Annotated in this window: 10 protein-coding genes; 8 read left to right on the top strand and 2 right to left on the bottom strand. The window is 60.2% G+C overall.

The window, feature by feature from the left end:
• The first annotated feature begins 126 nt into the window (after nt 1–126).
• The 6 genes from Q675_RS32140 to astB all read left to right on the top strand — a co-directional run bounded on the left by Q675_RS32140 (nt 127) and on the right by astB (nt 8,061).
• Nucleotides 127–1,590, top strand: a complete 1,464-nt coding sequence (locus tag Q675_RS32140) for an exonuclease domain-containing protein (protein ID WP_031211563.1) — start codon at nt 127–129, stop codon at nt 1,588–1,590.
• A gap of 44 nt (nt 1,591–1,634) precedes the next feature.
• Entirely contained in the window at nt 1,635–2,852 is a 1,218-nt protein-coding gene (locus tag Q675_RS32135) for an aspartate aminotransferase family protein (RefSeq protein WP_023011628.1), read from the top strand.
• Between the two features lie 249 nt (nt 2,853–3,101).
• Nucleotides 3,102–4,118 (top strand): arginine N-succinyltransferase, encoded by a 1,017-nt coding sequence (locus tag Q675_RS32130; protein ID WP_023011627.1) that lies wholly within the window; start codon nt 3,102–3,104, stop codon nt 4,116–4,118.
• Nucleotides 4,119–4,145: 27 nt separating this feature from the next.
• Complete coding sequence (gene astA, locus Q675_RS32125; RefSeq protein WP_023011626.1) at nt 4,146–5,231, top strand: arginine N-succinyltransferase; 1,086 nt, start codon at nt 4,146–4,148, stop codon at nt 5,229–5,231.
• Nucleotides 5,231–6,706: a succinylglutamate-semialdehyde dehydrogenase gene (astD, locus tag Q675_RS32120; protein ID WP_023011625.1), complete on the top strand. Its 1,476-nt coding sequence runs from the start codon at nt 5,231–5,233 to the stop codon at nt 6,704–6,706. The genes astA and astD overlap by 1 nt, the downstream gene beginning before the upstream one ends.
• A 14-nt stretch (nt 6,707–6,720) precedes the next feature.
• Nucleotides 6,721–8,061, top strand: coding sequence for an N-succinylarginine dihydrolase (astB, locus tag Q675_RS32115; protein WP_023011624.1), 1,341 nt, complete (start codon nt 6,721–6,723; stop codon nt 8,059–8,061).
• Nucleotides 8,062–8,072: 11 nt separating this feature from the next.
• On the opposite strand, the gene Q675_RS32110 is transcribed toward astB, so the two are convergent.
• Nucleotides 8,073–8,717, bottom strand: coding sequence for a TetR/AcrR family transcriptional regulator (locus Q675_RS32110; protein WP_023011623.1), 645 nt, complete (start codon nt 8,715–8,717; stop codon nt 8,073–8,075).
• 163 nt (nt 8,718–8,880) lie between these two features.
• On the opposite strand from Q675_RS32110, the gene Q675_RS32105 reads away from it, so the two are divergent.
• On the top strand, nt 8,881–9,972 hold the full coding sequence (locus tag Q675_RS32105) for an efflux RND transporter periplasmic adaptor subunit (RefSeq protein ID WP_023011622.1): 1,092 nt from the start codon (nt 8,881–8,883) through the stop codon (nt 9,970–9,972).
• Nucleotides 9,972–12,998, top strand: a complete 3,027-nt coding sequence (locus tag Q675_RS32100; RefSeq protein ID WP_023011621.1) for an efflux RND transporter permease subunit — start codon at nt 9,972–9,974, stop codon at nt 12,996–12,998. The genes Q675_RS32105 and Q675_RS32100 overlap by 1 nt, the downstream gene beginning before the upstream one ends.
• 24 nt (nt 12,999–13,022) lie before the next feature.
• On the opposite strand, the gene astE is transcribed toward Q675_RS32100, so the two are convergent.
• Nucleotides 13,023–14,081 (bottom strand): succinylglutamate desuccinylase, encoded by a 1,059-nt coding sequence (astE, locus tag Q675_RS32095; RefSeq protein WP_023011620.1) that lies wholly within the window; start codon nt 14,079–14,081, stop codon nt 13,023–13,025.
• Nucleotides 14,082–14,155: the final 74 nt, after the last annotated feature.

The following is a 14,155-nucleotide window of genomic DNA, read 5'->3' as shown; positions in this document are numbered from 1 at the left end:
ACAGACAAAGTAGTTACGAATCTATGACAATTCAAACAGAATCGGTGATTATTTAGACGAATGTCTATAGGCCTTCGATTCAGTCATGGTGGCATCCGGAGGAGTACTTTGGTCGTAATGGGCAAGATGACTTTCAAACACGAGATGCTATCTGAACCTACGTTTGCCTTCGTCGATATTGAAACCACCGGCGGCAATGCCCAGCGGGATCGGATTACCGAAATTGGTATCCGCTTCTGGCGTAACGGGGCCGTTGTGGGGGAGTGGCAAACGCTCCTGAACCCGGAAGCCCGGATCTCCGGGTTCATCGAACGACTGACGGGTATCTCCAATGCCATGGTGGCGAGTGCCCCTCGTTTTGAGACCGTTGCCGACGAGCTGGAGCGGCACCTGGACGGGTGCATTTTTGTCGCCCATAACGCACGCTTTGATTACGGTTTTATCAAAAGTGAATTCCGCAGGTTGGGGCGTCTGTTCAGTGCCCGGGTGCTTTGCACCGTTCGACTTTCCCGGGCGCTCTATCCGGAGGCCGAACGCCACAACATGGATGCGTTGATCGCCCGGCACGGATTACCAGCCGTTGAGCGCCACCGGGCCATGGGTGATGTCACTGCCATGCTGGCGTTCTTTGAACACACCTTGCTTGAGCAGGGCGAAGACACCGTTGGTGCCACCATCAACCGCCTGCTCCAGCGCCCCAGCACACCCTCCAACGTACCCGCGGAAATGCTCGCTGATTTGCCGGCGGGGCCCGGTGTGTACCGGTTTTATGGAGATAACGATGTGCTGCTGTACGTGGGCAAAAGCACCAATATTAGACAGCGGGTGGCCTCGCATTTTTCCGGCGATCATAAGAGCAGCCGTGGAATCCGGCTGTCCGAAAGCCTGCGCCGGGTGGAGTACACTGAAACCGCCGGTGAGCTCGGCGCTCTGTTGCTGGAGCTCAAACAGATTAAGAGCCTGAGCCCGCTCTACAACCGTCGCTCACGGGCAGCCAAAAGCCTGGTCAGCATCGACCTCCACCCGGACAACGCCGGCTACCTGAATGCCGGGTTGGCCAGAACCATCACGCCAGACCGTTTGGGAGATTACTTCGGCCTGTTTCGCAGCAAGCGGGACGCGCTAAGTGCGTTGCGGGGCATCGCCAGCAAAAACGACCTGTGCGGCAAACTCCTGGGACTGGAGCCGGCGGGCCCGGGGCCATGCTTTCAACGCTCCCTGGGGCGGTGCAAAGGTGCCTGTGAAGGCGCGGAAGACGTCACCCGATTCAACCTGCGCATGCAGATTGCCTTTCATAACCTGCGCCTGAAAACCTGGCCCTGGCCCGGCCCTGTCGCCCTGGCCGAAGAAAACCCGGATAACGGGCGCACGGACTGGCTCATCATCTGGAACTGGATCCACATAGACACGCTGCACAGCGATCAGCGCACCGTGGCCGATCTGCACGACTATCAGCCCGGGGAAGACCCGGTCACCTTCGATCTGGATTCCTACAAGCTGCTCATCAAAGCGCTCCTGGGGAAGGAACGAAACCACCATCGCATCATCGAGTTACATGCTATAACACAACCGGCTGTTCTTATGCCCTGAGTGGCGTATTATGGGGAGGAATCCATCCACTCAGAGAGAGATCCATGAACAGAGAACCTGTCTCCCGCGAACTTTTTGATGAAGTCATGGTGCCCAACTACGCCCCCGGAACCATCATCCCGGTGCGAGGCGAAGGCTCCCGCGTGTGGGATCAGGAAGGCCGAGAGTTTGTGGATCTGCAGGGCGGCATTGCCGTCACCAGCCTGGGTCATGCCCACCCGGGGCTATTGGGAGCGTTGCAGGAACAGTCAGAAAAAATCTGGCACCTGTCGAACGTCATGACCAACGAGCCCGCTCTGCGGCTGGCCAAAACCCTGTGCGATCTCACCTTCGCTGAACGGGTGTTCTTTGCCAACTCCGGTGCCGAAGCCAACGAAGCCGCCTTCAAGCTGGCCCGTCGTTATGCGTGGGAACACTATGGCCCGGAGAAGCATGAAATCATCTCCTTCAAAAACGCCTTCCACGGGCGCACCCTGTTCACCGTCAGTGTGGGCGGTCAGCACAAGTACCTCGAAGGCTTCGAACCGGCCCCGGGCGGCATCCATCACGCAGATTTCAACGACCTGGACTCGGTAAAGGCGCTGATCTCCAAGGATAAAACCTGTGCCGTGGTGGTTGAGCCCATCCAGGGCGAAAGCGGCGTACTGCCGGCGGATCCCGAATTCCTCAAGGGCCTGCGCCAGCTGTGCGACGAACACAACGCCCTGCTGGTGTTCGACGAAGTCCAAAGCGGCGTAGGCCGCACCGGCCACCTGTACGCCTACGAAATGTACGACGTAACGCCGGACATCCTCTCCAGCGCCAAAGGCCTGGGCGGCGGCTTCCCCGTTGCCGCCATGCTGACCACCGCCAAAGTCGCGGCCAGCCTGGGCGTAGGCACCCACGGCAGCACCTACGGCGGCAACGCGCTAGCCTGCGCCGTGGCCCAGAAAGTCATCGACACCGTCAGCCAGCCGGAAATCCTCAAGGGCGTCAAAGCCCGCTCCGAAAAACTGCGCAAAGGCATGATGGACATCGGCGAGCGCTACGGCGTGTTCTCCGAAGTTCGCGGTGCTGGTCTACTCTTGGGTTGTGTGCTGACCGAACAGTGGCAGGGCAAGGCCAAAGACTTCCTGAACGCCGGCCTGGATGAGGGCGTGATGGTGCTGGTGGCCGGAGCCAATGTGGTGCGGCTGGCGCCTTCGCTCATCATTCCGGAAACGGATATTGAAGAAGCGCTGGAAAGGTTTGAAGCTGCAGTGAAGAAGATCACGGCTAAGTAAAATTTAGCCCCTGGGGCTGGGTTCCCCTTCCGGAAATTTCGGAGGCCATGGATGGCCGGAGAGAAGCGCACAGGGGTTCGGCCGAGCGCTTATGAAGCAAAGCTTCATGCGACAGCCGAACGACCACAATCTGCGATTGTGGGCCGGACCCCGGAGGGGAGCTTGTAGCGGTTTCCGGAAGGGGAGCCCAGTTCCAGGGGCGGGCGAGCCTGCTCCAAAAATCCTGATGGTTCGATAGAGGAGCGCACCATGTGGCGAGTCAGACCAGCCAAACTGGATGACCTGCAACAAATCCTGGACATAGCCGGCGCCCAAACCGCCAGGCTATCGTCCACCCTGCCCAAAACCGAAGAAACCCTGGCCCGGAAAATCCAACACTCCCGGGCCTCCCTGGCCGACAACGCCCCCGAAGGCACCCCGCGCCGCTTCCTGTTCGTACTCGAAAACACCGACACCGGCGAAATCGCTGGCACCGCAGGCATCGACAGCCGCGCCGGCAATGGCCAGCCATTTTACAATTACCGGCGCGACTACCTCATCCACGCCTCCCACGAACTCAACGTCTCGCGCCGTGTCGAAGTCCTGTACCCGAGCCACGCCCTCACAGACCTGACCCTGCTGTGCTCCTTCACCCTGAAAGAACAACACCGCAACACCCCGGTATTCGAGCTGCTATCCCGGGCCCGAATGATGTTCATTGCCAGCCACCGGGAATGGTTCACCAACCGAACGGTGGTTGAAATCCAGGGCATACAGCACGAAAACGGCAGCGTGCCCTTCTGGGACAGCCTGGGGCGACATTTCTTCAACATGGATTTTGAAACCGCCGATCAATATTCCGGCCAGCTCAGCAAAACCTTTATTGCCGAACTCATGCCGCCGAACCCGGTGTACGTCACCCTGCTCAGTACCGAGGCTCAGGAAGCCCTCGGCCAACCACACCCGCTGACCGAACCCAACTATCAGCTACTCCAGCGCGAAGGTTTTCAGCCCGGATGCTACGTCGATATCTTTGACGGCGGACCGGTGATGGAAGTGCGCACCGACAGCCTGAAAACCCTGGTGACCAGTCAGCCCAAAACACTGCACGGCAGCCACCAGGACGATGGCGAAACCTGCCTGATCAGCGCCGGCGAAGGTGAGCACTTCCGCTGCCTGTTGACCCCGGTGGCAGAAACGTTGGCGGATGATGTGAAAGTGCCGGTGACCACCTGGCATGGCCTGGAAAGCAGCGCTGGCGACCCGGTAAGGATTTCACCGTTATGAGCATGCAAATACAGGGGAGGGCGTAACATGCTGGTGATCCGCCCGCTTCAGTCTGACGATCTGGAAGACCTCTATGCCATGGCCCAGAAGGCCGGCAAAGGCCTGACCACACTGCCCGCCGACCGGGAACTGCTTCAGCGCAAGATTGACCGCGCCCGTGAATCCTTCAATCAACGCTGCGCGCCGGAAGCGGCCCTGTACCTGTTTGCGCTGGAAGATATCCGGGCCAGAAAAACCGTTGGCATCAGTGGCATCGAGGCCCGAGTTGGACTGGAAGAAGTGTTCTACAATTACCGGCTGAGTGTCACGGTCAATGCATCGAAAGAGCTGGGTGTGCATGTGCGCACGCCCACGCTGAACCTGTCCAACGACATGACCGACACCACCGAAATCTGCTCACTGCTGCTTTCCGACGAGTATCAGGGCGGTGGTAATGGCCTGTTATTGTCTCGCTGTCGTTTTATGTTCCTGGACGATTTTCGCAAACGTTTTTCCGACAAAGTTTTCGCGGAAATGCGTGGGGTCTCGGACAAAGACGGCAAAAGCCCCCTGTGGGACGCCCTGGGCAGCAAGTTCTTTGACATGGAGTTCAGCCAGGCCGACATGCTCTCCGGGCTCGGCAATAAATCGTTCATTGCTGAACTGATGCCGAAATACCCCATCTACCTGCCGATGTTGCCAGACGCTGCGCGGGCGGTCGTTGGCATGGTGCACGATAACACCCGGCCAGCGTTGAAAATGCTGCAGGCCGAGGGTTTTAACTTCAACGGTATGGTGGATATCTTCGATGGCGGGCCTGTGGTTGAGGCCTTTGTCCATAACATTCGTACGGTCCGGGAAGCGGTCAACCGGCACGCCATGGTGGTCAATCACAGCATGGATCTGGATGTGCCGCCAGAGCAACGGGTGATGATCTCGAACCGGTCGTTCCGGGACTTTCGGGTAACCACCATACCTATGAACTGCATCGGGCCTGACACTGTCAAAATTCCTAGAGTGCTGGCGGAGGCTCTTTTAGTGGAGTCGGGTGATCCGGTGCGTATTGCCCCCTTGAAGGAGGGGGCTTTGTCGCCGATCCGGCCAAACAATTCCGAACCGGGAGGTGGTAAATAATGGCAAACCTGACAGGCAATGTGTACATCGACGGGCTCTGGCTGCAAGGCCACGGAGCGCCCTTTGAATCGGTGCAGCCGGTAACAGGTGAAACGGTCTGGGATGGCAATGCTGCCAGTCTCGAAGATGTGGACGCAGCGGTTCGGGAAGCTCGAAAGGCGTTTTTGGCCTGGCGCCGGAAAAGTCTCGCAGAACGCCAGGCGGTGATTGAGGTCTTCGGGGAACTGCTTGAGGCCAACAAGGAAGAAATAGCCCATCAGATCGGCCTGGAAACAGGAAAGCCTCTCTGGGAGTCCCGCACCGAAGTGGCGGCCATGATGGGCAAAATTCCGATCTCCGTGAAAGCCTACAACGAGCGTACGGGGCACACTGAATCTGACGTGGCTGGCGGACATGCGGTGTTGCGCCACCGCCCCCATGGCGTGGTCGCCGTGTTTGGCCCCTATAACTTCCCGGGCCATCTGCCCAACGGGCACATTGTGCCGGCCTTGCTGGCCGGCAATACCGTGGTGTTCAAACCCAGTGAACTGACCCCGGGGGTGGCGGAACTCACCGTCAGGCTCTGGGCTAAAGCCGGTCTGCCGGATGGGGTGATCAATCTGGTTCAGGGCGGTTCCGATACCGGCAAGTGCCTGGCCCGCCACTCGCTGATTGACGGTTTGTTCTTTACCGGCAGTTCCACCGTCGGGCACCTGCTGCACGAACAGTTCGGCGGCCAGCCGGAAAAAATCCTGGCGCTGGAGATGGGCGGTAATAACCCTCTGATTGTTCAAAATGTGTCAGATCTGGATGGCGCCGTGCACCACGCACTGCAGTCCGCGTTCCTTTCGGCCGGACAGCGCTGTACCTGTGCTCGCCGGCTACTGGTGCCCAAAGGCAAGAAAGGCGATGAATTTCTGGCACGGCTGGTGGAAGTGGCGGCCCGCATCACCGTGGCGGAATTCGATGCTGACCCGCAGCCGTTTATGGGCTCGGTGATTTCTGCCGATGCGGCAGACCAGCTACTCAAGGCTCAGGCTGCGATGCTGGAGAAGGGTGCGACCTCGCTGCTGGAAATGAAACAGCTCAAGCCCGATACAGGTCTGTTGTCGCCGGGAATTGTGGATGCGACCGGGATAGAGCTGGAAGACCAGGAGTTTTTCGGCCCGCTGCTGACGGTGTATCGCTACAAAGGCTTCGATGAGGCTCTGGAGCTTGCCAACAACACTCGCTACGGGCTGTCTGCCGGCATCCTCAGCGATGACCGCAAACTCTACAACCGCCTGGTGGAGGAAGTGCGTGCCGGTATTGTTAACTGGAATAGGCCCCTCACTGGTGCCAGCAGTGCCGCACCGTTCGGCGGTGTCGGTGCCAGCGGTAACCATCGCCCGAGCGCCTACTATGCGGCCGACTACTGTTCCTGGCCGATGGCCTCTCTGGAAGCCGGCAAGAGCGAGCTACCGGACAGCCTGGCCCCGGGCCTGAATTTTGACTGACAGGAACAGCTGCCATGGTTAAGCATGCGGTAGAAGCAAACTTTGACGGCCTGGTGGGCCCGACCCATAACTACGCCGGGCTGTCCTGGGGCAATGTGGCCTCAAAATCCAACGTCAATGTGGTGGCCAACCCCAGGGAGGCGGCACTCCAGGGACTGGCGAAAATGAAGCGGCTGGCGGACCGGGGCTATGTGCAGGGCATTCTGCCGCCCCACGAGCGCCCGCACATTCCCACTCTTCGTGCACTGGGCTTTGAGGGCAATGAACGCCAGATTCTGGAAGCCGTAGCCAAAGCCGATCCTGCGATTCTGGCGGCGGTGTCGTCGGCGTCCTGTATGTGGACAGCGAACGCGGCCACCGTTTCCCCCAGTGCTGACACCGCGGATCACCGGGTGCACTTCACCCCGGCCAATCTCAGTGCCAAGTTCCACCGCTCCATTGAGCACCAGGTAACGGGTCGTTCATTGAAGGCGATCTTTGGTGACGAAAGCTACTTTGCACATCATCCGGCGCTGCCGTCAGTCAGTCATTTTGGTGATGAGGGCGCGGCCAACCACACCCGCCTGTGCAGTCGGTACGGGGAGCCGGGCGTTGAGCTGTTTGTGTATGGTCAGGTCGCGTTCAATGAATCCGCTCCGGCGCCAAGCAAGTACCCGGCGCGCCAGACCCTGGAAGCGTCACGCGCCATTGTCCGCCTGCATGGCCTGACCGATCGCCATGCCGTGTTTGCCCAGCAGAATCCGGCGGCTATCGATGCCGGCGTGTTTCACAACGATGTGATTGCGGTCGGTAATGGCAATTGCCTGTTCTATCACGAGCAGGCTTTTCTTGATGAAGCCCGGGTACTGGCAGACATTCAGGAGCGCCTGACCGGTGCCGAGCTGGAAGCCGTGCGTGTTTCATCAGCGCAGGTGCCCATCGAAGATGCGGTGGCTTCCTATCTGTTCAACAGCCAGCTTCTGAATACCGCAGACGGCATGCTGCTGGCGGTACCCGGTGAGTGCCGGGAAGTGGCCTCGGTCAGCCGCTATCTGGATGAACTGGTGAAAGCCGATACGCCCATCACCGCAGTAGAAGTGTTTGATGTAAAACAATCCATGCGCAATGGTGGCGGGCCTGCGTGTCTGCGCTTACGGGTGGTGCTCAACGACGACGAGCTGCACGCTATCAACCGGGGTGTGATCCTGACCGATGCGCTCTATGAGCGACTGACCTCCTGGGTTGAAGCCCACTACCGCGACCAGCTCAGCCAGCAGGATCTGGCCGACCCGATGTTGCTGGAGGAAGTGCGAAAAGCGCTGGATGAGCTGACCGGTATTCTTGGTCTCGGCAGCATCTACGATTTTCAGCTGTAGGGCTTACCGGTTCAGTGTACCGGCTGGCTGGAGATAGAGCGGGTCAGCATATCCATGGTGTGGCGAATCAGTGCTTCGGAAGGAAACTCCTGAGCCTGGGTTGACTCTGCCTGGCACAGCATGATCACTCCATGGAGGGCACCGCGCAGGTAAAGTGCGGTTTGCGCCGGCGACTGTATGCGGTCGCGGCTGATGGTGCCGTCTTCAAGGCCGAGATGAATCGCCGCTTCCATCAGCACCATCAGTTCGTTCTTTGAACACAGCATCTCCCTGGCCTGGTCTTCTTCCGCATCAGCGATGGCGGTGGAAGCCTTGGTCAGGGCAGTGAAGTAGTCCGGAGCTTCCACAAAGAAACGATAGTAAGCCTCACCCATGGCCCGGATTTTCCCGAGCCCGGTATCGGTTGCCTGCATGGCACGCTCAAACCGGGTCACCAGATCCTGCCCCGCCCGTAGCATGATGCCTCGCTGGATGGCGGCCTTATCCTTGAAATAAACATAGAGCAGCGCCCGGCTCAGGCTGGCCGTGCGCGCAATGTCGTCCATGGAGGTGCGGTCGTAGCCCTTTTCTGAGAACACCCGTTCGGCGGCGTCCAGAATGGCGTCGTACCTGGCCTGTTTTTCCCGTTCCCGTCGTGACTTCAGCGGTTCATTCATTGTGATCCTGAGCTTTCCGGCTTTGGCTGCATGATAACTGAAAACCGATGAAAGCCGATTATTGACAATTTGTCAAAGAGTGACATGATGTCCGAAACAATGGGCAACCTCCGATGGACCGGAGGTCACAATCAACCTGTTCAGGGAAAGGGGCTGGAACACTATGTCTCTCACACTACGTCACTCTCCGTTTGTTCTGGCCAGTGCGCTGCTGGCCGTGCTGTCTGTCTCCGGCTGCCGCGGTGGCGGCACCGAATCCGGCGAAAACGCTGAAAATACGCCGGTCGCCGTGCGGGTATCCGCTGTCACCGGTGGCCAGATGGAAGAAATTCCTATGCGGTTTTCCGGCATTGTCCGTGCGGCCCAGCGGGCAACCCTGACATTTCAGGTCAGCGGGACGCTGAAGGAACGCCCGGTTGAGCTGGGGCAGACGGTAAAGCCCGGTGATGTGCTGGCGCGTCTGTACAATCCGGCGCTGGAACCGGCGCGGGATTCCGCAGCTGCCCGCCTGGATGAGCTGAGAACCCAGTTTGAACAGGCCCAGCGGGAGTGGGAACGCTCCAGCCGGTTGCATCAGCGAGGCGTGGTCTCGGAGCAGACGCTGGAACAGATTGCCGCCCGCCGGGATTCGCTGAGGGCAAGCATGGCGACGGCCGAAGCCTCACTGGCCGAAGCCACAAGGCTGCTTGAGGAAAGCGTTTTGAAGGCGCCCTTTGCCGGGCAGGTGGAAGCATTGCTGGTGGAGCGGGATGAGTTCGTGGGGGCGGGGCAGCCGGTCATGCGCTTGTCCTCGCCGCTGGGGCGGGAAGTGGAAGTGCGGGTGCCTGCGCACTTGCTCGGCCATGTCCGGATTGGTCAGGAGTTGCCGGTTTGGCTGGTGCAGGACCGCAATCGTGAACCTGCCACTGGCACAGTCGTGGAGATTGCACAGGGTAGTTCCATCCGTGGCGAACTGCATCCGGTACTGGTCAGCCTGCCGCCAAATTCCCTGTCCTCCGGTGAGCCGGTAGAAGTGGGCATTGCCCCGGTGCGGGAATCGGCCATTACCGTGCCCCTGCTGGCGGTCGTTCGCGACAGTACCGGCACCAGTGTGTTCCGGGTGCAGGATATGATAGCTCAGCGGGTTCCGGTAGAGGTTGACCGGGTCATCGGTGAGCGCGTGATGGTGCACCCCGGCGCATTGAGCCCGGGAGATCAGGTGGTGTATGCCGGTATGACCCGGCTGGTGGATGGTGACACCGTGGAGGTGCGCTGATGACCCGCCGACTGCTTAATTATCAACGCTTGCTGGGCATGGTGGTGACCATGCTCTGTCTGCTCGGCATTGCCGCCTACAGCACCATGCCCCGTCAGGAAGATCCGAGTTTTCCATACCGGGCCGGAATGATCACAGTGAGTTATCCCGGTGCCAGTGCCGAGGCGGTTGAGCGCCTGGTGCTTCAGCCGCTGACCGATGAGTTACGCCAGGTCGAAGAGCTGGACTGGAGCCAGGGCACTGCCAGAACCGGCGTGGCACTGGCCCGGCTGAAACTCCGGGACCGCATCTACGACACCGATTCGGCCTGGGATCGGGTTCGGCAGGCCATGGAGCGGGCGCGTCAGGATTTCCCTGATGATGTGGGCCTGATGGAGCTGGACGATCGGCTGATCGACATCCCGGCCGTGGTGCTGGCTGTGGGTGGTTCACCCTCCGTGACAGAGCTTTCGGAGGTGGCCGAACGCCTGAAACAGAACCTTCTGGATATCCCTGGCATCTCCCGCATTGAACTTGAAGGGGATGCCGACGAACAGATTACCCTGGCACTTGACGACGCCGCGCTGTATCGGCTGGGAGTTCCGCCCAAGCGGATACTCGACACCCTGGCCCGGCGCAACCAGACCATCCCCGGTGGCTTCGTGGTGGTGGAAGGCAAACGCCTGTCAGTGTTGCCGAACACTGAGTTCACAGATATAGACGCGATTCGCGCCACACCCATCGAGCTGCCAGACGGCTCTCAGGTGCCCCTGGCCGCGGCCGCAGAGGTATGGCGGGGGCCGGCCGAACCCCGGCAGCCAGAGACCTGGTTCGACGGCGAGCGGGTGGTGTTGCTGTCGATCATCATGGAGGAAGGTTCCACCGACGCCATTCGCTTTGGCGAGCGGATCCGGGAACGGCTGGAACAGGTCCGTCCAGACTTCGAGCCCTACCAGCTCCGCGAGATGTTTTTTCAGCCCGACAAGGTGTCTGACCGGCTGGATGACCTGGCCTGGAGCCTGGTGCTGTCGGTACTGATCATCGTGGCGGTGGTGTTTACCGGCATGGGTATCCGCATGGGCCTGCTGGTGGCGTCCATCCTGCCCATGGTGGCCCTGATCAGCGTGGGGCTCTATGACCTCGGGGGTGGGGTGTTACATCAGATTGCCGTTATCGGGATGGTCATTTCCCTGGGTATCTTGATCGACAACGCCATCGTTATCGTGGAAAACATACAGGGCCATTTGGATGAGGGCATGCGCCGGCTGGATGCCCTGCGCAAGGCGGTCGGTGAGCTGGCCGGGCCCTTGGGTGCGTCTACCGGTACAACGCTCGCCGCCTTTGCACCGCTGTTAATGGCCAAGGGTGGCGCCGCGGATTTCACCCGAGGCGTGCCGGTGATGATCATGCTCACCCTTTCTGTGAGCTATCTGCTGGCAATTTCTGCCGTGCCCCTGCTGGCGGCGCGTTTTCTGAAGCCCCGGAAAAATATTCACAAAGACCGGCTTATCGGCCTGGCCAGCTACCTCGGTGGCCTGGTGTATCGGCACCCGGGCCGGTTGATTACCGCCGGCGCCCTGCTGGTGGTGATCAGCCTTGGCATGACCCCGTTCATGGCCCAGCAATTTTTTCCCAACGCAGACCGCCCTCGTGTCATCGTCGAGATGTACATGCCCGAAGGCACCGATCAGGCCCGAACCTCTGAAGTGGCTGCCGTTCTTGAACAGGCCATTCGGACCCGGCCCGAGGCACTGGAAGTGCACCGCTTTGTCGGCTTTACCGGGCCGTCGTTCTATTACAATCTGCAGCGCTCGCCACAGGCGCCTAACCGGGCAAGGCTGGTGGTTCGCACGCCGACGCTGGCCGATACCACCGACCTGGTGAAATGGATCCGCCACGAGGCTGCCCGGTCGCTACCGGAGCTGGATATTACCGCCGGGATTCTGGGGCAGGGACCACCGCGGCCTGCGCCGGTAGAAGTCCGTATCTTCCATCCGGACGACAACGCCCGCGCCCGAGCCACCGAGCAGGTCTATTCCATTCTCAGGGGTGTTGAGGGCACGGTGGATGTTCGCCATGATCTCGACATTGGTGTGCCCAGCATCGCCATCAATGTGGATGACGCCACCGCCGCCCGCTATGGCCTCACCCGAGCCGATGTTGCCCAGAGCCTGTATGGCCAGAGCTACGGTGCTGTGGCTGAGCGTTACCGACAGGAGGACGACCCGATACCCATCGTGCTGCGCTCCCGCGAAGGCACGTCGTTGTCACTGTCGCGCCTGCTATCTGTGAATACCTACAACGACCAGGGCGATGCCATTCCGCTATCGGCCGTGGCCACGGTGGAAACCACCTGGGAACCGGCGGCGGTTTACCTGCGCAACGGGGTACGGGTGAATACGGTCAGTGCCAATCTGGAGGAAGACTACAGCTTCAGCCAGGCGCTGGATGGCCTGTATGCGGGCCTGGAACAGAATCCATTGCCGGCGGGCACGCGACTGGACATGGGAGGCGATGCCGAAGGTTCTGACCGTGCCAACTCCGCACTGCTGACCGCGGCACCTATCGGCATGCTGCTGTTGCTGTTCTTCCTGCTGTTGCAGTTCAACTCCTTCCGGCGGGTGGGCATTATCCTGCTGACCGTACCGCTGGCAACCGTTGGCATCTTTCCCGGGCTGGTTCTGTCCGGCTCGCCCTTCGGTTTTCAGTCGCTGCTGGGAGTTATTGCCCTGGTCGGTATTGTGGTGAACAACGCCATCGTCCTGCTGGACGTGATGGATCGGGAACTGGAACGGGGCCGGGCCATCGCCGATGCCGTGCGCACCGCTGTGGAACGCCGTACCCGGCCCATCCTGCTGACCACCGCAACCACCGTGGCCGGCCTGCTGCCGCTGGCGTTCTCAAGTTCCACCCTGTGGCCACCCATGGCCTGGGCCATCATCAGCGGTCTGCTGGCTTCGACGGTCCTGACCCTGCTGGTGATACCGTCAGTCTGCACCAAACTGATCAAACTGCCGGTGGGCGAACCCGAAAACTCGCCGGCCTGAACCTGGTGTCATGTACAGGGCGGCTCAGACAGAGCCGGCCCTGTACACTTCCTTGGCTCGGATCATCAAACCCACCCGCTGGCCCACAGGCACCGCCCGGTTCGGAAACACCACCGCCTCCGGCGCGGTTCCGACCCGGTAGTCGTCCTGATCATCCTCCCAGATCACCGTGCCAGGCTGATACTCCGTGAAGTTCGCCACATCGTCCGGAACATGAAACCGGAAAGACGGCCCGGTATTGAGCACCTCATGCACCACCTCAAACACCGTCAGATGATCAAACGGTGGCCGCACTGCCGGTGCTGCCTCGCCCCGGAAGCGCCGGCGCAAGGCCCGCTCAATGCCTTGGAACCGTCGCAGATCATTCCGGCCAAACGGCTCCACCTTGCCCAGTTCAATGGTAAAACTCTCCGCCTTCAGCGTGCTGGCAGTGAACGATGAAAACACTGTCGATTCCTTATGCTGCAGCAACAGGGTCTCCACCTCGGCCTCCAGCAGGAACGCACACTGGCCGGCCGGAACCGACCGCCCTTCCACGTACGGGTACAGCGCAAAGCGCTCCCGTTTCGACGGGCGAATAGCGGTATGCAGATCATAATGGCTTAACGCCAGGCCCTGATGCGCCATCGCAAATTGCCGACACATTTCCTCCAGAAACCGAGCCCGCCGGCCCTCCGCAAGCCTGGAATATTCCGGTTTGCCATGGGCACCATTGAACAACCGGTTCATGTTCACTTCCAGAAACCGCTCACCCGCCACCATGGCAGGAGGGTTGCCCAGGATCAGCAGCAGCGGGCACGCCAGCGACCAATCCCCGGAAAACAACTCCGACACCAGCGTGTTGAGCACTTCAATCGGCGCCGTTTCATTGCCATGCACACCGGCAGAAATGATCAGCGCTTCCTGATTCGGGTTAGCCCTGTCAGCCGGTGGCGTCAGCCACAGAACCCCGTTGGCCTTGCGGGAAACCTGGGTGCCATCGGGCAGGGAGGTTTTGGTTTCGGGCAGATCAGCGGAAGCGTTGGCGAGGGTATGGCTAAGCCAGTCCGGGTGAAAGTCAAAGAGTTGATTGGTAGCCTTCATAGACTCCCCTGCAGCGTTTGGGGGCATCTGGCTGGATAGGCTTTCCGGGAATTTCGGAGGCCATGGATGGCCGG

The organism is Marinobacter sp. EN3 (assembly GCF_000475315.1).
Lineage (GTDB): Bacteria > Pseudomonadota > Gammaproteobacteria > Pseudomonadales > Oleiphilaceae > Marinobacter > Marinobacter nauticus.
The sequence above is the reverse complement of the archived record's forward strand: the minus strand, read 5'-3'. Positions and strand labels throughout refer to the sequence as shown.

Coding starts and splice junctions, on each gene's coding strand:
- Q675_RS32140 (WP_031211563.1), top strand. CDS start 127: ATGACTTTCAAACACGAGATGCTATCTGAACCTACGTTTGCCTTCGTC.
- Q675_RS32135 (WP_023011628.1), top strand. CDS start 1,635: ATGAACAGAGAACCTGTCTCCCGCGAACTTTTTGATGAAGTCATGGTG.
- Q675_RS32130 (WP_023011627.1), top strand. CDS start 3,102: ATGTGGCGAGTCAGACCAGCCAAACTGGATGACCTGCAACAAATCCTG.
- astA (WP_023011626.1), top strand. CDS start 4,146: ATGCTGGTGATCCGCCCGCTTCAGTCTGACGATCTGGAAGACCTCTAT.
- astD (WP_023011625.1), top strand. CDS start 5,231: ATGGCAAACCTGACAGGCAATGTGTACATCGACGGGCTCTGGCTGCAA.
- astB (WP_023011624.1), top strand. CDS start 6,721: ATGGTTAAGCATGCGGTAGAAGCAAACTTTGACGGCCTGGTGGGCCCG.
- Q675_RS32110 (WP_023011623.1), bottom strand. CDS start 8,717: ATGAATGAACCGCTGAAGTCACGACGGGAACGGGAAAAACAGGCCAGG.
- Q675_RS32105 (WP_023011622.1), top strand. CDS start 8,881: ATGTCTCTCACACTACGTCACTCTCCGTTTGTTCTGGCCAGTGCGCTG.
- Q675_RS32100 (WP_023011621.1), top strand. CDS start 9,972: ATGACCCGCCGACTGCTTAATTATCAACGCTTGCTGGGCATGGTGGTG.
- astE (WP_023011620.1), bottom strand. CDS start 14,081: ATGAAGGCTACCAATCAACTCTTTGACTTTCACCCGGACTGGCTTAGC.